The sequence below is a fragment of the Bacillus sp. V2I10 genome (genome assembly GCF_030817055.1).
Taxonomy (GTDB): Bacteria; Bacillota; Bacilli; order Bacillales; family Bacillaceae; genus Bacillus_P.
In genome coordinates this window covers 83,821-103,925 of the sequence record NZ_JAUSYV010000002.1, presented here as the reverse complement: position 1 = coordinate 103,925, position 20,105 = coordinate 83,821, and the positions used below count along the sequence as shown (strand labels likewise).

13 protein-coding genes and 1 riboswitch are annotated in these 20,105 nt (G+C 38.5%); of the genes, 11 read left to right on the top strand and 2 right to left on the bottom strand.

Features of this window, described 5'->3' with window-relative positions; all coding sequences use genetic code 11:
* Window positions 1–198: 198 nt before the first annotated feature.
* Entirely contained in the window at window positions 199–1,743 is a 1,545-nt protein-coding gene (locus QFZ72_RS27775; RefSeq protein WP_307440242.1) for a BCCT family transporter, read from the bottom strand.
* Between the two features lie 71 nt (window positions 1,744–1,814).
* Window positions 1,815–2,966: a M24 family metallopeptidase gene (locus QFZ72_RS27770; protein WP_307440241.1), complete on the bottom strand. Its 1,152-nt coding sequence runs from the start codon at window positions 2,964–2,966 to the stop codon at window positions 1,815–1,817.
* Between the two features lie 1,183 nt (window positions 2,967–4,149).
* Between QFZ72_RS27770 and QFZ72_RS27765 the strand changes: the two genes are divergently transcribed.
* The 11 genes from QFZ72_RS27765 (at window position 4,150) to QFZ72_RS27715 (ending at window position 19,812) form a co-directional block, all read left to right on the top strand.
* Window positions 4,150–4,602, top strand: a complete 453-nt coding sequence (locus tag QFZ72_RS27765) for a JAB domain-containing protein (RefSeq protein WP_307440239.1) — start codon at window positions 4,150–4,152, stop codon at window positions 4,600–4,602.
* Window positions 4,603–4,810: 208 nt separating this feature from the next.
* Window positions 4,811–5,329, top strand: coding sequence for a hypothetical protein (locus tag QFZ72_RS27760; RefSeq protein ID WP_307440238.1), 519 nt, complete (start codon window positions 4,811–4,813; stop codon window positions 5,327–5,329).
* Between the two features lie 225 nt (window positions 5,330–5,554).
* On the top strand, window positions 5,555–6,556 hold the full coding sequence (locus QFZ72_RS27755) for a sugar-binding protein (protein ID WP_307440236.1): 1,002 nt from the start codon (window positions 5,555–5,557) through the stop codon (window positions 6,554–6,556).
* Entirely contained in the window at window positions 6,537–7,985 is a 1,449-nt protein-coding gene (locus QFZ72_RS27750) for a sensor histidine kinase (RefSeq protein WP_307440234.1), read from the top strand. Before QFZ72_RS27755 ends, QFZ72_RS27750 begins: the two co-directional genes overlap by 20 nt.
* Window positions 7,966–9,381 (top strand): response regulator, encoded by a 1,416-nt coding sequence (locus QFZ72_RS27745; protein WP_307440233.1) that lies wholly within the window; start codon window positions 7,966–7,968, stop codon window positions 9,379–9,381. Before QFZ72_RS27750 ends, QFZ72_RS27745 begins: the two co-directional genes overlap by 20 nt.
* 156 nt (window positions 9,382–9,537) lie before the next feature.
* Window positions 9,538–10,815 (top strand): ABC transporter substrate-binding protein, encoded by a 1,278-nt coding sequence (locus QFZ72_RS27740; RefSeq protein ID WP_307440230.1) that lies wholly within the window; start codon window positions 9,538–9,540, stop codon window positions 10,813–10,815.
* 66 nt (window positions 10,816–10,881) lie between these two features.
* Window positions 10,882–11,862: a carbohydrate ABC transporter permease gene (locus tag QFZ72_RS27735; RefSeq protein WP_307440228.1), complete on the top strand. Its 981-nt coding sequence runs from the start codon at window positions 10,882–10,884 to the stop codon at window positions 11,860–11,862.
* Window positions 11,859–12,680: a carbohydrate ABC transporter permease gene (locus tag QFZ72_RS27730; RefSeq protein WP_307440226.1), complete on the top strand. Its 822-nt coding sequence runs from the start codon at window positions 11,859–11,861 to the stop codon at window positions 12,678–12,680. Before QFZ72_RS27735 ends, QFZ72_RS27730 begins: the two co-directional genes overlap by 4 nt.
* A 124-nt stretch (window positions 12,681–12,804) precedes the next feature.
* Entirely contained in the window at window positions 12,805–17,040 is a 4,236-nt protein-coding gene (locus tag QFZ72_RS27725; protein ID WP_307440224.1) for a GH92 family glycosyl hydrolase, read from the top strand.
* Window positions 17,041–17,305: 265 nt separating this feature from the next.
* A riboswitch (SAM riboswitch) is annotated at window positions 17,306–17,413 on the top strand.
* 128 nt (window positions 17,414–17,541) lie between these two features.
* Window positions 17,542–18,384: a MetQ/NlpA family ABC transporter substrate-binding protein gene (locus QFZ72_RS27720; RefSeq protein ID WP_307440222.1), complete on the top strand. Its 843-nt coding sequence runs from the start codon at window positions 17,542–17,544 to the stop codon at window positions 18,382–18,384.
* An 81-nt stretch (window positions 18,385–18,465) separates the two neighbouring features.
* Window positions 18,466–19,812, top strand: a complete 1,347-nt coding sequence (locus QFZ72_RS27715) for an LLM class flavin-dependent oxidoreductase (RefSeq protein WP_307440220.1) — start codon at window positions 18,466–18,468, stop codon at window positions 19,810–19,812.
* Window positions 19,813–20,105: the final 293 nt, after the last annotated feature.

The window sequence follows — 20,105 nt, the reverse complement described above, 5'->3', positions numbered from 1 at the left end:
TGGCTCTGTTATACAATATATTGGTATTTTGGCTCAATGGTGTGAAATATACATTTCACACCATTGAATCAAAATCAACAGTGAGTATTGATAAAGCCTTTATTTATAATGTGAGATCTGCTTTTTATTCTTCCAATCATAGAAAATGACTAGTATTAGTGGAAGAGTCTCACAAACAGTATCTCTCGTATGTTACGATTAATTAACCTTTTTTAATTGTATATCGTGTTGTTTTTCTTCATTTGGAAAATCAGTCTTCAGCCATTTTATGAGAGAATAAGTTAGTAAAAAGTACATTGCCACCACCGGTATACTTACAAGGACAGAAGATGTTTGTACAATACTCAATCCTCCGATCAATGTTAAGGACACCGCCATGAAAGCTAGAACAATTCCCCACACCATCCGCTGCCATCTGGCTGGCTCTTCGGTATGATGTAATTTTTTAGTTGCAATGCTAGCTATAACGTAGGTTGCAGAATCTAATGAAGTGGATAAAAAGATAAAGCCCAATATTATAAAGAATACCATTACAATAGTAGTAAAAGGAAGAGAGTTCAAAACTGCTAATATGACAGCTGGTCCACCCTGCTCAGAGAGAATAGTAGTAAGTGATAGCTCTCCAGTTAATTCTAAATTCATCGCATATCCGCCAAAAACAGCGAAATATAACCAGCTTCCAATCGTTCCCCAAAGTAGAACATTGAAAATCAATTCACGAATCGTTCTGCCTTTTGAAATTCTTGCAATAAATAACCCAATAAAAGGAGCGGTTGCAGCAAACCATGCCCAATAGAACACTGTCCAAGATTGTGGAAACCCACTTTTTTGAATAGGATCTGTATAGAAACTCATTTTGGCAAATGAATCTATCATAATTCCTAAGCTATTTGAAAAATATGAAAAAATGAATGAAGTTGGGCCAACAATCATAACAAAGACTGCTAAACCTAAAGCCATATAAACGTTCCAGTCACTTAATTTTTTTATACCAGTGTATAACCCCATATAAGCACTTGCGCTAAAAATCACAGTCCAAATCGCTATGATAGCAATGTTCAATTCAGTGGATTGTTCAATTCCGAATAAATCGCCGATTAATGTAGAAATCATTGGCACCCCAAGACCTAGAGAGGTCGACAATCCACCTACCATACTCCAAATGATCACAACGTCTAAAGTTTTACCTACCCAAGTGTCCGAATGTCTGCCTAGTGCCCCTCTACATGCTGAGCTAATGCGAAGGGTAGAATTATTTTTTACAAAAAACGAATAGGCAATCGCTACTGCTGGCAGGGTATAAAGAGCCCAAGCTGAAACTCCCCAGTGAAACAATCCATAGCTTAGCGCTATATCCGCAGCTTCTTTAGAATTGGCCTCAATCCCAAAAGGAGGTCCCGTATAGTAGTATAGCGGTTCGACAACAGACCAAAACATGATGCTTGTCCCCATGCTTGCACAAAATAGCATGGCTCCCCAGCTGAAGTTAGAAAACTCAGGCAGATCTTCTTTTGAACCAAGCTTAATCGTTCCATATCTACCAAAAGCTAGCCAAAGTAATATCCCAAATATCCCAACTGTTAAAAATTGAAATACCCAATCCGTTTTATTCGTAATTATACTTAAAGCATTATTAATAAATGGTTCCGCATCTGCTTGAAAGAAAACCAGTAACAAAGTAACCACAATCACAAGAATAATAGATGGCCAAAAAATCACGTGATCAACCGAAGCCTTTTTCATTCATCTTCCCCCTTGGTTCTCTTCATTTATTCAACCTGCATCATCCCTTTATTCTGATAGTCCTTAATGATTCAAGAAAAAATTAAATCATCAGCTAGTCTTGGGTAGTTTGTAATGGTCTTGCAGCCATTCTTAGTCAAGATTACAGTATCGGAATGTCTAAACCCACCAATTCCTGGAACATAAACACCGGGTTCAATGGTATACACCATTCCCTCTTGGAGAATTAAATCATTATCAAATCTTAAATATGGCTCTTCATGCTCCGACAATCCTAAACCGTGTCCAATGCGATGATTCACGTAATCACCGTAGCCTGCTTTTGCAAAAACTTCAAAGGATGCAATATCTACATCTTTTGCTAGAACACCTGGTTTAATCATTTCGATTCCCACTCTTTGTGCTTCGATCGCTAAATCAAACAGGTATCTCTGCTCATTATTTGGTGTCCCTATAAAAAATGTTCTTTCATTTTCGGCTCGATAGCCATTTACCCAAACTTGCCTGCTATGTATGACTACATCACCATTTTGAAATTTTCTTGTTCCGGAATAAAGGTGAGGCATGACTGATCTTTCAATTCCTGAACAAGTCCAGTTTTCATAACCAACAACTGTATTAGGATATTTTTCAGCTGCGACATTTAAGAGCTTATAATCACCAATAGCATCAAACTCTAATTCACTGATACCAGCCTGTACATTTTTTAATGATTCCGTAATCGCTACATCGGACAGCCATCCTGCCTCTTCAAGCCACTTCATTTCGTTTTCATCTTTGATGGCTCTTAGATTAATAAGATCTTGGTCAATTGATACCACTTCTGCTCCAATCTTTAATAAGTCATCATAAACAGATGCAGGAACAATCGATTTTTCTAACCCAACTTTTACGTTTTTCGGCCAGGATTGAATGATTTCTTGAAAGTGATGATGATAAGTGACTTGTTTTCCAATGTAATTGTTTTGCTCATAGTACACATGATGTATATCAGCTAAAGATTTTTCCTTGGCGTGAAGCTCTTCTAAAGCTGGAATGATATATTCCAGCTTGTCTTCATACACGAATAATAAAATAGGTCTCGTGTAGGAAATAGCACGGAATCCGCTAAGATAATACTGGTTATCTGGATCCCAAACCAATGAAACAAAAATATTTTTTTTACTCATCTCATTTCGTAAGTTTTTTACTCGTTGTAAAAAGTTAAATGTTTTTGTAGTCAATTTTTAAAGACCTCCTTTAAAATTTAGAACATGTTCATTAAATGAACATGTTCATTTTAATAAGATAATACAACAATTATTCTTAAAATTCAAACTATTTTCAATAAAAAACATCTATAGTTCTAATAGAAGGGGTGTTAACAGAGATTTACAGGACTTAAAAGGAAATACAATGAAATCTTTATAGTGTTATGTTCGTGGTTATATATAAATAATAATATCTTTAATATTAACTTTAGAGATATTATATACAACAACATATATGTTATTGTATATAATATATATATGTTTTTAACTAATTGATTTGGAATACCTCAATGTTTATGTTCATAAAAAGAACGGCTTATAAAATTATAAAATGATTGTAATTGATGATTTAATGAAAGATGCTAAGTAGATGTATTCGCTAAATATTGATTTTTAATACGTATAGAGTCAGCATACATGATTATGATCAGGCTGATTAAATTGATATCTTTTTTGTACCACATCTACAAAGCAGTCTTAAGGCTGTTGTTTTTGTATTTTGAACTTTTAGCACTAAATCTTTTTGTATTCTTTTGGCGGCAGCACAACAGACTGATCAGAAAGGGAATAACATCTTTCTGTCATTCTGTATGTATCGCTTCGGCATTAAATGGCCCGATAACCACGGTCTGTATAGCATTCGCCTACATGCCGTAGGTTCCTGTTACATTTGCGGCAAGCCGCCATACCGAACGAGCCGAAAACCTGAAAATATTAAGGTGCAAAAATAAAATAAAAAGAGATCAAAAGGTAAGCAGCCAATCGTGGCTGCTTTTTATTGTGCTTTTCCCTTTTGAATCCGAATCGTAAAACAGCGCAAGCCGACTACATCTTCAGCCGGCAGGAACCCGAACCTTTCCGGCAGGAGATGAAGACGGCGAGTCAATCGTTCAAGGGGCAAAAAACTTTTTTATAAGATGCTTGCAGCATAAAAAACTTTTTGTGCTCAAACCACCCTTGACCAATTGTCTATGCGTGTTTTTCGTTCTCCTTGCAAAAGGGGAAAAATCATCCCCCTTTGGGGAACATCAGCGCTTCGCCTTCAAAAGGGACAACCGAAGATTAAAAAGAAAAGGAGGGAAGAAAACAACCTTAAAACACTCAAGAAATATTGAAAAGCAAAATCCAAAATCATAATTACAAAGGAGAATGAAGAATGACTTTAGAATCTATCTTTGAAGTGGTACGAATCAGACAGGAAATCAGGGAAGCAAAAGAAGTTTTTGCCGCATACAAAATAACTTCCCCAATGGATGCAGAGAAGCTTGCGGCATCCTATATTGCAGATGAGGACAGAGAGGTATTTCTCGTCATGATGCTTAATACGAAAAATGAGGTTATAGGGTTACACCGGGCACACGTTGGAAGTTTAAATACAAGTGTTGTTCATCCAAGAGAGGTGATGAAATCAGCTATTTTAAACAACGCAGCCTCTATTATCGTCAGTCATCAGCATCCCTCCGGCGACCCAACACCAAGCATAGAAGATATAGAAGTTACAAGGAGAATTGCAGATGCAGGGAAGACCTTAGGAATAGCGCTTCTTGACCATATCATTGTAACCCATAAAGGAAACCATATAAGCTTGAAAGAAAAAGGCTATCTGTAAGATTTAGAACAAAGGGGCATAGCCCCTTTGTTTATATAATATTAAAGGTTAAGTTATGAATGAATTTATAAATCTATACGAATGGAAGAAAAAACACTCGATTTTCAAGTATTAGATCTAACAGGCATCGAGCCTGTTATTGGCTGCTGCCGCAGCAGCATAATCCAAATCTCTTAACCATGTTCAATTCCTTAAGGAGGAGAGCAAGATGAATAAGAAAACATGTCCATATTGCGGAAGTGACATTAAAAAGATGAATGAATTTCAGTATTACTGTGGGTTCTGCGATATGAGAGTGAATTCAAATAGGGCAATGCAGAACAATGAAAGGCTGGAAGTGAGGGTGAGGGAATTTGTAGCTGATCATTATATTGATAAAAACACTCCTGAATTAATGACTTTTTCATCTTTCGAGCTTTTGTATTTATTAAAGTTCATCAGAAAAGAGAGAAGAGATATGTATCACCATATGAAAATTTTCCATCGGGCAGGTGAACAAGAAGATACAGATCGATATAAAAAGATAGAAAAAGAAACCGGCAGAAATTATATATATCTGTCTAAAAAGATGTTTGTTATTGAAAATATCATCCGACAGCGATTAGGATATGTACCTGTAAGAATAACGGAAACGTATTTGGTTAAGTATTTAGAGAACATAAAGAATGATAAAAAGAGTCCCATGACTATTCGCACAGAGCACGTTAAAAAGAATGGAAGAAGATAAGTAATCGATATTAAAACATTATGACTTTTCCATAAAATATGTGAAGAGTCTTTTTGTATTGAATAAGATTAAGAAGCAAATATCAATTATGCGTAATTAAATTTCAGAATTTAAATGAATTTAAATTGGTTAAGCCTTTATATAGCAATGTTTAACGAAGGTATTATAAAATAATTAATAGTTTTTAATTTTTAAAAAATATGAATATATTTACTAGGTGATGAAATGAAATTCAAACGTTGGTTTTATCTTCTTTTATTTTTACTATTTATGATCAATCTCTTCTTAATGCTTGTTTACGGAAAAAAAACATTTGAAGCACAGGATCGGGTGAAACCACCTCATCAATATGACAATCATTTCGCTTTAATATCGGAAGAAGTAGACAATGAATACTGGAGGTTAATAGAAAAAGGAGCAAGAGATGCAGCTGGAAAATACAATGTTTATTTGGAATATCTAGGCCCTAAACAGGCTGATAACATTGAACAGTTAAAGTTTATGGATAAGACTATTACTGGTAAGGTGGATGGAATCATCATTCAAGGGATTGCTCATTCGAATTTTAACCAGCTCACAAACAAAGCATTCGAACGGGGGATAGAGATTGTGACTGTTGATACGGATGTCGCTGACAGTGAGCGGAAGGCATTTGTCGGTTCAGATAATTATATGGCAGGAGTACAGGCAGGGAGCGCTATGATCGGCGACACAAAGGGAGATCAATATGTCGGAATTGTAACCGGAAGGTTGGACGCTTTGAACCAACAGCTTCGAATAAAAGGGTTCAAGGATGCAATTAAAAAGGAAAACCGTATAAAACTGGTTGATATTGAAGTATCCAATATTACAAAGAGCGGAGCACTGCAAGCTACATACGATTTATTGAAGAAGCATCCTCATATAAATGCTTTTTATGGGACTAGTGCTCTTGATGGTTCGGGGATTGCCCAAGTGGTCAATCAGTTTAAATTAAAGCAGAGGACGTATATTATTGGTTTTGATATTTTGCCGCAAACACTTCATCTATTGGAAGAAGACTCTATAGATGCATCTGTTGTCCAATACCCATATGAAATGGGATATCAATCAGTTGAAGCATTGCTTCAGTTAAAAACTGGAGATGAAAGTAAGACACTACATCATACCCTGACTAGGGTAATCCACCGTAACGACATTCAAGACTTATATGAGAAGGGAACTGTATATGAAAACCATACGAAGTAAGCTGCTCCTTTCCTTTTTTGCCTTTGTTGTTTTATTTAATGTAGTGTCTGTTTCTATTTATTTTAGCAGTCGAACTTTCTTGTTAGAGTATGATGCAAGTTTCGAACGTTTTTTATTAATGAATCAAATTTCGCAAAATTCAAATCTTCTATATGAAAAAACCAATGCTTATGTGGTTGAGAAAAATCAAACTTCCATTCAGGAGTTTCATAAGGTTCGCCATTTATTAGAAAGTAGCATAATAGAGCTGAAGACGAATAAAAATAGCCTAGACCCCATCCAACTCCAGAAATATATCAATACCATCAAGAATTTTATATTAGAATGTGAGATGACGGTCGGATTTGTCATTCGTGATGACATTGTCCAATATACGAAACATCTGAGAGAAGCACGAAAGACTTCAACTTATTTACAAGAGACGACTATGTCTCTAATTGATTTAGAGTTAACAGACTATCAATCTTTCTTTGCAGGAATGGAACAGCGAAATGAATCATTCAAGTGGTTTACCTTTTTTCTGTTTAATACTACGGTCTTACTGGCCATTTCTTTTGCAATATGGTTTTCAAAGGGCATTAACCGTCCAATTCAAAGCCTATCTAGAGCAGCCAATGAAATCTCTGCTGGAAAGTTTGATGGTCAAGCCGTTCACATTGAATCCAATGATGAGTTAAAGCTCCTCGGAAATACGTTTAATACAATGCGTGACAATATCCGTCAGTACATCATTGAAATGGAAGAGAAATCAGAGCTTGACAGGCTGTTTAAAGAATTGGAACTAAAGCATCTGCAAAATCAGATTAATCCCCACTTTCTATTTAATACATTGAATACGGTTTCAAGGATGGCGTATCTCGAAAATGCAGAAGATACATCACGTTTGATAGATTCTGTCTCTTCTTTATTACGGTATAGTTTAGGCGATAATAAAAAATCCGTATTGTTAAGGGCAGAGGTAGATGCCGTAACCGACTATTTTTATATTCAGCAAACCCGATTTGGCGATCGGATTACCTTTCATAAGCATGTAGAGGATAAATGTTTAGATATTGAAATCCCGAGACTGTCCTTACAGCCCCTGGTTGAAAACTCCTTCATTCATGGGGTGGAGGGTAAAGAAGAAGGAGGGGAAATATCCCTTCACGTATATAAAGAGGAACAGAACACAGTTGTAGAAATAAGGGACAATGGCGCAGGGATGTCAGGGGAACAGATTAATTCTTTGTTAACCTTTTCATCCAGTGGACATCAACTTCCTCACGTAGGTCATTCTACAGGTATCGGTCTAATAAATGTGATTCGACGGCTTCAGCTGTTTTATCACTACAACCATGTTATAGAGATCTTATCAGCCCCTGGGAAAGGAACATCTATAAAATTACTGTTGCCAAAGGAGGGGAAGTTATATGAACGTAGTGATCGCTGATGATGAAATGCTAGAACGCAAGGCTATGAGAATGTTTCTAGAAAAAAATTTCAGTGATATTAAAGTGGCAGGAGAGGCTTCAAACGGGAGGGAGGCAATTGAATTAGCAGAGCTTCTTCAACCTGATTTTATGTTAATGGATATTAAAATGCCAGGGATTGATGGAATTGAGGCCATTCGACAGATCCGGAAAAGGAAGATGGAAATCAAATTCATCTTGGTTTCGGCTTATGATTCTTTTGAATATGCCAAAGAGGCAATGAAAGAGGGCGTCAAAGAATATATCTTGAAGCCGGGAAAGAAAGAAGAAACGATGGAAGCGATATCAAGAGTCTGTGAAGAAATAATAAACGAGAGAGCAGTCTCACACCAAAAAGAAGAGTATATGTATTTTGCTCAGGAAAACTTCCTCTTAAAGATTCTCCAATATGATGTGAGGGAGGAATTGCTGACACAGCAAAGGCAACTGTATCCGGACATGCAAAGCGGTTTTTTCTTTGTCGCAGATCTAGGGGATTGTGGGAATGACGATTTATTTCAGCAGTTGCTGAAACGGTATTCCCCGTATCCGCATATTACTGTTTACTATGGCCAAAAGTATGTAACCCTATTTATTAGTACAAAAGAGCATCCCAAGATGGAAGCGCTCGTTTTAGCGAAGAAAATCGTATCCGCTATCACAACAAGGATCTGGATTGGCATAGGATATCCTTATTCAAAAGTGGAGCAACTTCCCTATTCATATCAGGAAGCGTTACAAACTCTTCGGGCATTGAAAAAAGACAACCAGACTCTATATTGTCTTCCTTTTGCTAAGAAAGAAGAGTTAATTGAGGAATTAGAAGAATTATTCTTCTGTGTTTTTCAGGGTGAAATACCCTCAGCCCTTTCAATAGTTAAGCAGCTTCTAGGAAAAATGGAACAGAACGAGTTGTATATAAAAATCAGAGAAAGGCTTGTACGGGAAGGCATTTCGATATCTATCCATCAACTTTCTTTTCCGCAAACAGAAGTCGAATGGAAGGAATTTATACAAAATCTCTGTATGAAGGTATCGGAGTTTTATCATTCAAATAATCCGATTGAAAAAGCTAAAAAATTTATCGATTTGTACTACCAAGAACCAATCACCCTGGAACAGGTAGCTGATCATGTAAAACTAAGTCCTACCTATTTTACAAAGCTTTTTAAGGAGACATCCCAAACGACATTTATAGATTATCTCACTGAGGCTCGACTTGCCAAAGCAAGACAATTATTAAATGAAAATACATATAGTTTGAAAGAGATAAGCCACATGATTGGCTACAAGGATCCAAACTACTTTAGCAGGGTATTTAAAAAACACTACCTGATTTCGCCGAAGCAATTTAATAAGCAGCATTCTGGTGACTGAAGCAGAAGTTAGCGAAGTATTTAAGTTCGGGGGTTCAGACCCTAAAAAAGTACAGAAAATCATAATAAAATGCAGAAAATTCTATCTATATTAGCTAGAATCTTTTTTTATAATGTAACTGTAAACGTTTTCATACAAACGAAGGGGGAATAAAGCTTGAAAAAGAGGATATGGTTACCTATATTATTGGCGTTTTCTTTGATTCTTTCTGCCTGCAGCTCATCAGAGAGCGCAGGGGATGGCGGAGATAAAAAGGATTCAGGGAAAATTGAAATCTTTAGCTGGTGGACCGGAGCCGGTGAAGAAGATGGATTAAAAGCACTAATAAAGCTTTTCGAAGAGAAATACCCGGATGTTCCGATTGAAAATGCAGCCGTTGCAGGCGGTGCCGGAACGAATGCGAAAGCGGTCCTGGCAAGCCGGATGCAAGGAAACGATCCTCCTGCAACCTTCCAGATCCATGGCGGAGCCGAGTTGAATGAAGGATGGGTAAAGGCGGGTAAAATGGAACCAATCGATGATTTATACGACAAAGAAGGATTAAAGGACAAGTTTCCACAAGATTTAATAGATATGGTAAGCAAGGATGGAAAGATTTACTCCGTTCCTGTTAATATTCATCGCGGAAATGTTCTATGGTACAACAAAAAGTTATTTGAAGAAAATGGCCTCCAAGCCCCGACTACTTTTGACGAGTTTTTTGAAGTGGCAGATAAGTTAAAAGCAAAGGGTATCACTCCGTTAGCGCTGGGTGATAAAGAGTCTTGGACAGCTACCCATTTATTTGAAACTGTATTGTTAGGCAAGCTTGGAGCCGAGGAATACACCAAACTTTGGAAGGGTGAACTTGCACTTGACGACAAAAACGTAGTCGAGGCGGTTGAAACGTTCAAGAAAATGCTTTCATACATCAACGAAGACCATAGCTCACGGAACTGGCAAGATGCCTCCCAATTAGTGGCAAATGGAGAAGCAGCAATGAATGTCATGGGCGACTGGGCAAAAGGTTACTTTGTGAATGACTTGAAGCTCAAAGTCAATGAAGACTTTGGATATATTACAACACCTGATACAGAAGGGCAATTCATGGTTGTGACTGATACGTTCGGGCTTCCAAAAGGCGTCAAGAATCCGGATGATGTGAAGAAATTCCTTGCTGTATTAGGCTCTGTGGAGGGCCAGGACGCCTTTAACCCATTAAAAGGTTCGATTCCTGCCCGTACGGATGCAGACGTTTCTAAATATGATCAGTATGGAAAGGATACGATTGAAGAATTTAAAGAAGCAAAATTAGCTGCAAGCTTGGCCCATGGCTCAGCAGCACCTGAGGGCTATCTGACCAAGGTCAATCAGGCGGTCAATATTTTTGTGACACAGAAAGATGTGAAGGGGTTTGTGGAAACCCTAACAGCAGCTTCTTCTGAATTGAAATAACCATCTAAAAGAGGATGAGATTTTTTGCTTCCTCTTTTCTTTTTTCTCATTAAAGGAGGCAGAGGGATGCAGCAGCCCATCATCAAACAAACCCAAACGACCGGAACGTCCATTGGACTATACAGCAAAAGAAAGAAAAAGCTAACGAAAGACCATCTTCTAGCCATTGCATTTATCTTGCCATCTATTCTTTTCATTACGGTCTTCGTATACGGATTCATCAGCTGGACGGGTTATGTATCACTCAGTAATTGGAATTCTCTCGTTCCGGATTTCTCATTTGCAGGATTTAAAAACTATCAATTTTTATTTAACGATTTTCGTTTTCAGGCTGATTTGCGCAATACTATTGTTTTTACCGTCTTATTCATTGCGGCAATCATAATTATTGGTCAGTTCCTTGCGGTTTTATTAGATCAAAAAATCAAGGGAGAATCGCTCTTCCGGAATATCTTTTTCTTCCCCATGGCATTATCTTTCGTCGTAACAGGAGTCGTGTGGCAATGGTTGTTGAATCCTTCGACAGGAGTTAACCTCTTTTTGACAAAAATCGGGCTTGATTCAAGATGGTATACCGATACGAATATATTAGCCGGATTTAAGTGGGGGAAAATCGAATTTGGGATCCCTGTCGCTATTATTGCTGTAGTCATTGCGGCAGTATGGCAGATGACAGGGTTCTCGGTTGCAATGTATTTAGCAGGCCTTAGGGGAATTCCTGATGAGATTAGAGAGGCTGCGAGAATGGACGGTGCTACGGAATTTCAAATTTACCGTAATATCATCCTGCCTTTGCTTCGGCCTATTACGGTAAGTGTTGTCATCATCATGGCCCATATTTCGCTGAAAATATTTGACCTGATATATGCGATGACTGGTTCAGGGGCAAACTTTGTCACCGATGTTCCCGGTGTTTACATGTTTGAGACGACCTTCCGAGGAAACTATTATGCAAATGGTGCAGCGATCGCCATCGTTATGCTTATTTCGGTAGCTATCTTTATTGTTCCTTATCTGATCTCCAGTAGAAAGGGGGAATCCAAATGACAATTAGAACCGTTACCAAACCGTTGTTATATTTTATGTTAGTCGGAATCAGCCTTTTATTCCTGATGCCAGTCTATGTCATGATCGTGACCAGTTTGAAGCCTTTGGACCAAGTCACCTTGACAGAGATGTGGAAGCTGCCTGCAACACTTGATTTCAGCAGTTATTCTGTGGCGTTTACTAAGCTTGCACCTAACCTATTGAACTCTTTTTATCTCGTCATTCCGGCCACGCTTTTATCGGCACTTTTGGGATCCTTGAATGGCTATATTTTATCCAAATGGAAGTTCAAAGGCGCAGACACTGTATTTACCTTAATTCTATTTGGGATGTTTATTCCCTACCAAAGCATCCTAATTCCGATGATTCAATTCCTGCGGGAAATTGGATTGTACAATACCATCGCGGGACTCGTTTTTGTACACGTGGTTTATGGGATCCCGATCACCACTCTTATGTTCCGAAACTTCTATGCTAGCATTCCGGACGAAATGATAGAATCAGCCAAGATTGACGGAGCGGGGTTTATCCGGATTTTCCGTTATATCATGATTCCACTTTCAATTACTGGATTTGTTGTGGTCGCCATCTGGCAGTTCACGAACATCTGGAATGAGTTCTTGTTTGCCGTGACTATCACGACTTCCAGCCAACAGCCGATTATGGTCGCCCTTCAGAATTTATCAGGAAGCCAAATCGTTCAATGGAATGTACAAATGGCTGGGGCACTGCTCGCTGCCCTTCCCACCCTATTAGTCTATATTTTCTTAGGGAAGTTTTTTGTAAAGGGATTACTTGCGGGATCAGTAAAAGGGTGACAAGTATTTAAGATGACTGGCCAAATGGAGGCCTGTTATCTCTAAATAATCATAAAGTTATAGGGGGGTGCAATAACTTTTTCATTGCTGTTTTGAATAATAATCTAATGGAGGTGTGAATTAATTGAACAGAAAAAACGTTAAGAAAGGTTTATATGTTCTGACCTGTTCGGCTTTACTGGCAGGAATCTTATATAATCCGACTGCTCAGAATGTTTCTGCCGAATCACAAACAAAAACTGCAAACGACTTCTTCACGTCATTTGAGGAAGAGAATCCACAGCCGACCTGGCAAAACCACGTAGAAACCGATGCAAAAGGAAAAAAAATTTCCTTAGGTATTGATGGTAACATTCAATACGATGGCATTCAGGGGGATATTACACATAAAGTAGTGAAAGCAACCGCCAGCGCAAATAACCCGCCGAATGAAACGGATGAAAAATTAACGGACAGAGATGTGAATACGAAATGGCTAGCTTTTGAACCGACAGCATCAATCGAACTAAAGCTTTCTGAACCAGAGACTGTTGTAAAATATGCTTTAACTTCTGCTAATGATGCTGATGGCAGAGACCCAAAAGAGTGGACACTTTCAGGCTCTAACGATGGTGAGAACTGGGTAAGCCTGGATAAGAGGACGGATGAAGACTTTATTAAGCGTTTTCAGAGGAACCTTTATGAATTCAAGAATGATAATAAATACTCCTATTACCGGATTGATATTACTAAAAACGCTGGGGATGGTATTACACAGCTTGCGGAAATCGCCCTCTCCAACGGAATTGACGTACCACCACCCCCGCCTGCAGACATGAAATCAGAAATAAGTGATGGCCCGACAAGTTCATATACTGCTAAAACAAAAGCTGGATGGACAGGTACGAAAGCGTTCACCTATTCCGGTACTCATTTAACGGATCAAAGAGCATATTCCTACAACAAAGTGTACGATGTAAATCTTAATATCACCCGCGATACAGAACTTTCATATTACATTCATCCGGAGTTTACAGACAGCGAACAGACGGATTATTCAAGCACTTATGCATCGATAGACCTTGCGTTTACTGATGGGTCCTATCTTCACGATCTTGATGCGTTGGATCAGCATGGTATCAAGCTTAATCCACAAGATCAGGGGAAATCGAAAACACTGTATGTCAATCAGTGGAATTATAAAGAATCCAATATAGGTGAGGTAGCTGCAGGTAAAACGATTGACCGGATTCTCGTAGCTTATGATAATCCTAAAGGGCCTACAGCCTTTAAGGGCACTGTCGATGATATCAAAATTACTGGAAATCCAGTAAAGAAAAAGTACACTAGTCTTACAGATTATGTGGATATTTTGAGAGGAACTCAATCAAATAGTACTTTCTCAAGAGGAAACAATTTTCCTGCTGTAGCGGTGCCTCATGGATTCAACTTCTGGACTCCTGCAACAAACGCAGATTCCACAAGCTGGCTCTACAGCTATAATCAAAATAATAATGCGGATAACCTTCCGGAAATTCAGTCATTCTCTTTAAGCCATGAGCCAAGTCCATGGATGGGTGACCGCCAGACGTTCCAAGTGATGCCGTCTAATTCTACAGACGCAAAGCCTAGCGCGAATAAGAAAGAACGTGCATTAGCGTTTAAACATTCAAATGAAATCGCAAAGCCTCATTATTACAGCGTAAAATTCGAAAACGGCATTCGGACGGAAATTTCGCCGACCGATCATGCGGCAATGCAGCGTTTCACATTTACAGGTGATACCTCAAGCCTTATTTTTGACAATGTCAATAATAATGGCGGCCTTACAATCAAAGCAGAAACAGGGGAAATCACAGGCTACTCTGATGTGAAAAGCGGCAGCCTTTCTGCAGGAGCCACCCGGATGTTCGTTTATGCTACATTTGATAAGCCGATTATTGACAGCGGTAAGCTTTCTGGAGAAGGCAGAGATAATGTTACTGGGTTCATTCGCTTTGATACAAAAGGAAAAAGTGATAAGGTGGTCACGATGAAGATTGCAACCTCACTGATTTCTGTGGAACAAGCTAAGAAAAACCTGGAACAGGAAATCAAGTCTTCAGACACGTTCGAAACGATAAAAGAAAAAGCGCAAAAGAAATGGGAAGATAAATTAAAAATCATTGAAATCGAAGGAGCAAGTGAAGATCAATTAGTCACTTTATACTCAAATATGTACCGTCTATTCTTATATCCAAACTCAGGGTACGAAAACGTGGGTACAACGAAAAAACCTGAATATAAGTATGCAAGCCCGTTTTCCCCTGCATCCGGACAAAACACACCAACAGAAACCGGTGCTAAAGTTGTAGACGGTAAAACGTATGTAAACAATGGTTTCTGGGATACGTACCGGACCACCTGGCCGGCCTACTCTCTATTAACTCCTACCAAGGCAGGGGAAATGATTGACGGATTCGTCCAGCAATACAGGGACGGCGGTTGGATTTCAAGATGGTCCTCCCCTGGCTATGCCAACCTTATGGTAGGAACTAGCTCCGATGTGGCATTTGCGGATGCTTATCTTAAAGGGGTCAAAAATTTTGATGTAAAAAGCTTCTACCAATCGGCTGTCCGGAATGCTGCAGTTGTAAGCCCGAATCCAGGAACGGGTCGAAAAGGAATGGCTACATCCGTGTTTGATGGCTATACCAATACCTCAACTGGTGAAGGAATGTCTTGGGCCATGGATGGATACATCAACGATTATGCCATTGCAAATCTTGCAAAGGCACTTGATAAGCAAGCAGACAAAAAAGACCTATATTTATCTAATTATCAAGCTGATGCTAACTATTATCTCAGCCGAGCCCAGAACTATGTCAACATGTTCAATCCGGAAGTAGACTTCTTCATGGGAAGGAATGCATCCGGTGAGTGGAGATCAACGGCAGAAGAATTTGATGAGCGTGAATGGGGCGGGGATTACACAGAAACAAATGCCTGGAATATGGCCTTCCATGCACCACAGGATGGGCAAGGACTTGCTAACCTGTATGATGGTAAAAAAGGATTAAGCAGCAAGCTGGATGAGTTCTTTAATACGCCAGAAACAGGATTGTTTGCTGGTCACTATGGCGGTGTCATTCATGAAATGAGGGAAGCGAGAGATGTCCGTATGGGGATGTATGGACACAGCAACCAACCATCTCACCATATCATGTATATGTACAATTATACTGCCGAGCCTTGGAAGACACAGGAGAAGGTTCGTGAAGCATTGGACCGCCTATACATTGGAAGTGAAATCGGGCAAGGATATGCTGGTGATGAAGATAATGGAGAGATGTCCGCGTGGCAGATCTTCAGTGCACTTGGTTTCTATCCGTTGAAAATGGGAAGCCCGGAATACGCCATAGGGGCACCTTTGTTTAAGAAAGCGACGATCCATTTAGAGAATGGGAAAAAAATCGTCATCAACGCACCTAATAACAGCAAGGACAATAAATATGTCCAAGGCTTAAAATTAAATGGCAAAGACCATACCAAAAATTACATTATGCACACTGACCTTTCAAATGGTGCAAGACTAGATTTTGACATGGGATCCAAGCCTTCGAAGTGGGGCAGCGGAGAAAAAGACATACCAAACTCCATCACTCCAGGTAATACCGATGGATCAACCTTATCACCAAAACCATTGAAAGACCTGACGATGCCAGAACCAGGAAGTGCAACAGATGGAGAAAGCAATAGAGTAGATCCGTTATTCGACAATACCTCTTCAACGAGAACGACGTTTAACAGCCAAAACCCGTCTGTTCAATATCAATTTAAGGCACGGAAGCAACAGGCCAAAATGTACACCTTTACTTCTGGAGCAAGCCTTACCAATGATGCGAATTCACAAGCAGCAGACCCAAAAAGCTGGGTGGTAAAAGGCTCAAATGATGGCAAGTCGTGGACTGTCCTTGATGAAAGAAAAAATGAAAAATTCGAATGGCGTCTCTATACGCGCGCCTTTACAATTAAGCATCCAGGAAAATTCGTTTTTTATAAGGTGGAAATTACTGAAAATGGAGGCCATTCAAGTACTTCATTGGCAGAAGTGGAGTTTCTCGGAAAGGACCTTTCTTCCGATTTTGACATAATCCAAAAAGTGTTGGATGATTTTGCGGAATCCGGTGAATTGAAAGGGAAGCTGAAGGATCTTTTGAATAACGATTTAAAGCTTTCAAAGCAGAGTTATACAGAAAAGGACGACAATCAAAAGAGTGTCAAATATATGAATGATTTCCTAAAGCATTTACACAGTAAGTCATCACAAGGCTTCATTTCAAGCAATGCTAAAAAGAAATTAGATGCAGATGCACGTGCTTTGATGATTTCTTTGAAGTAATTAAGAATATCTTATGACCATTCTATATAATTGATATATTCATTGAGTAGTATAAAAACTAACTATTATTTTAAATTCCGACTTGACACATCTGATTTATTGTATTAATTTGATATTAACAAATTTTTCAATAGAAATTCGCTCACTGGAAAACCAGAGGCTTTCATTCAAGTACCCTGAGAACTTGAGATGGAAGCCTTTCGTGTATTTATCAACATTAACTAAGGAGGAGATGAGTTCATTTAGGAATGCATAAAAACATATATTCTTATTTAGAGAGGTGGAGGGAATGGCCCTATGAAACCTCGGCAACAGGCTTTTATAAAGTACTGTGCCAATTCCAACAAGCATGAATGTGCTTGAAAGATAAGATGAGATATTCGTTTTAAACCGAAACTCTTTCTTATTTTTAGAAGGGGTTTTTATTTTACTCAATTTTTGAAGGGTGGTGATGGCGAAAATATTAAGGATTTAATAAAAGATTGAAAAAGGGAGATAAAAATGAAAAAATTATCAATTACACTTCTAGCCGGAATCATATTCGTTATCTTATCAGCATGCAACCTAAGCTCAAATGCATCTGAAAATAACAAAATTATCGTAGGATCATCAGGATCAGATGCTCAAGTATGGAACTTTATCTCAAAATCAAAAGCAGCTAAAGAAGCCGGTATTGAGATTGAAGTAAAAAAATTTAATGACGGTCTGCAAATTAACGAAGCTACTAATGATGGAATTCTTGATGTAAATGCTTTTCAATCACTATCATATTTTCAAGATTATGTGAAAAGTAAAAATGCAGATTTAGTCGCAATAGCAACAACTTATTTAGAACCAATGGGTATTTATTCTAAAGACTTGAAATCAGTTGAAGAACTTCCGGAAAATGCTGAAATTGCCATTCCTAATGATCCAGCAAATACAGCTCGAGCTCTTCGCGTATTGCGAAATGCAGGTGTCATTACGTTAAAGGATGATTTTGATTCATTTGGAACAATTCAAGATATTGTAGAAAACCCTAAAAATATTAAATTTGTTCCGGTAGACGGATCATCGACAGCAAGGTCACTCCCTGATGTAGATGCCTCCTTAATTGGAAACAGCGTCGCTCTTGATGCTGGACTGAATTCTATTAAAGATTCTATTTATCATGAAGAAATCAATCAAGATACACAGGCTAATATTAATATTCTTGTTACTCAAAAAGAAAACGAAAAAAATGAAAACCTAAATAAATTAAGTAGTATTTATCATTCGAAAGAAGTTCAGGAATTCATAAAGAAGGAATTTGGCGGAACCAAAATCCCAGTGAAAAAACCAGTTGAAGAAATCGTAAATAATTAATATAGACGCTTTATTGAAGGCTGGTAGACAACTCGTTACTGGAATTATCTGATACTGCCCATTTGTGAAGGGATGATTTATATGGCTAAACACAAAAACATGAAATTTGCCGTTTATATTGTTGGTTCGGGCATGCATCTCGGATCATGGCGTCTTCCTCATGTTCAAGCAGATGCCAGCATTAATGTTTCCTTTTATAAGAAAATTTCACAAGAAGCAGAACGCGGAAAATTTGATGCTGTTTTTATTGCGGATAGTTTAGCTATTGATGCAAACTCACACCCTCATATTTTGAATCGATTTGACCCAGCCATTTTAATTACTGCAATCGCTGGGTCCACGAGTCAGATTGGTGTAATAGCAACAGCCTCAACTACATATAGCGAACCCTATATCCTTGCACGACAATTCGCCTCGATTGACCATATAAGCAATGGAAGGGCAGGATGGAATTTAGTCACAACAGCTGATGCAACTGGTCTAACAGCTCTAAATTTCAGCCGAAAGAAACATGTTGTTCATGATGAACGATATAAAATGGCAGAGGAATTTTTTGATGTAGTGAAAGGACTTTGGGATTCTTGGGAGGATGATGCATTTATTCGCGATAAAGAATCTGGTCAATTTTATGATGAAAAAAAAGTGCATGTGTTAAATCACGAGGGGACCTACTTTAATGTCAGGGGACCTCTTAATATTGGGAGATCTCCACAAGGCCACCCTGTCATTTTTCAAGCCGGATCATCTGAACCAGGTCAAAAACTTGCAGCCCGAAGTGCTGAAGTTGTATTTAGCCATAAAGCTGATTTTGAAGAAGCTCGTGCCTTTTATCTTCAGTTGAAGAATAAACTAAGCCAATTCGGACGTACAAAAGATGATCTTCTTATCCTGCAAGGAATAAATCCTGTAATTGGAAGAACAGAACAGGAGGCAGAAGAGAAACTCCGTCAGCTTGAGGATGTACTGATGCCTGAACAAGCTCTAAGGTTTTTATCTGGATATGTTGGAAATATAGATTTGACACAATTTAAACATGATACCCCTGCTTCTGAAATTCCTTGGAGAGAGGTTAACAGCATTAAAAGTGATTATGAAAAAATACAGCGTATTATTCGGGAGGAGAATCCCACAGTCGGTGAGCTTTATAACAAGGTGAGTAATGCTGCTCCAAAAGCTAACTTTATTGGAACGCCTGAAAAGGTCGCTGATGAGCTAGAACGGTGGTTTAAAGGCGGAGCAGCGGATGGATATATGATTATACCTTCTATTTTACCTGATTCTCTGACGGAATTTATTGAATTAGTCGTGCCTATTCTTCAAGAAAGGGGTTTATTTCGATCGGAGTATGAAGGTGTTACTCTTCGGGAGAACTTAGGTCTGAAATTCCCTGAAAATCACTTTGTGATAAAAAATGTTGAACACAGCTGACCAGAACACAGCTGAATTTTTCTGCATTGATTAATAGACCTATTTATAGTCCGAAAATATTTTTATAAAACCCACTTGATTTATCGGAAAAATAGGATTATTATTCTTTCAATAGATCTAAATTTTCAGAATTCAACGCAGTGAATTAACATGTAATGCCCACTGGTCAACCGGAGGCGCTCCAGATAAGATATGCAATCTTATCTGGGGGGCCTTTTTTGTACCTTCCTTTTCTGACTGGTCTCTGGTGGCACAATAGAAAAGGCAGTGAGGACTTACCTAAAGGAAATGTT

Excerpts from the sequence above, each read along its gene's own strand:
- QFZ72_RS27750 (WP_307440234.1), top strand. The coding sequence starts at position 6,537 with ATGAAAACCATACGAAGTAAGCTGCTCCTTTCCTTTTTTGCCTTTGTT.
- QFZ72_RS27760 (WP_307440238.1), top strand. The coding sequence starts at position 4,811 with ATGAATAAGAAAACATGTCCATATTGCGGAAGTGACATTAAAAAGATG.
- QFZ72_RS27745 (WP_307440233.1), top strand. The coding sequence starts at position 7,966 with ATGAACGTAGTGATCGCTGATGATGAAATGCTAGAACGCAAGGCTATG.
- QFZ72_RS27775 (WP_307440242.1), bottom strand. The coding sequence starts at position 1,743 with ATGAAAAAGGCTTCGGTTGATCACGTGATTTTTTGGCCATCTATTATT.
- QFZ72_RS27720 (WP_307440222.1), top strand. The coding sequence starts at position 17,542 with ATGAAAAAATTATCAATTACACTTCTAGCCGGAATCATATTCGTTATC.
- QFZ72_RS27765 (WP_307440239.1), top strand. The coding sequence starts at position 4,150 with ATGACTTTAGAATCTATCTTTGAAGTGGTACGAATCAGACAGGAAATC.
- QFZ72_RS27735 (WP_307440228.1), top strand. The coding sequence starts at position 10,882 with ATGCAGCAGCCCATCATCAAACAAACCCAAACGACCGGAACGTCCATT.
- QFZ72_RS27755 (WP_307440236.1), top strand. The coding sequence starts at position 5,555 with ATGAAATTCAAACGTTGGTTTTATCTTCTTTTATTTTTACTATTTATG.
- QFZ72_RS27730 (WP_307440226.1), top strand. The coding sequence starts at position 11,859 with ATGACAATTAGAACCGTTACCAAACCGTTGTTATATTTTATGTTAGTC.
- QFZ72_RS27715 (WP_307440220.1), top strand. The coding sequence starts at position 18,466 with ATGGCTAAACACAAAAACATGAAATTTGCCGTTTATATTGTTGGTTCG.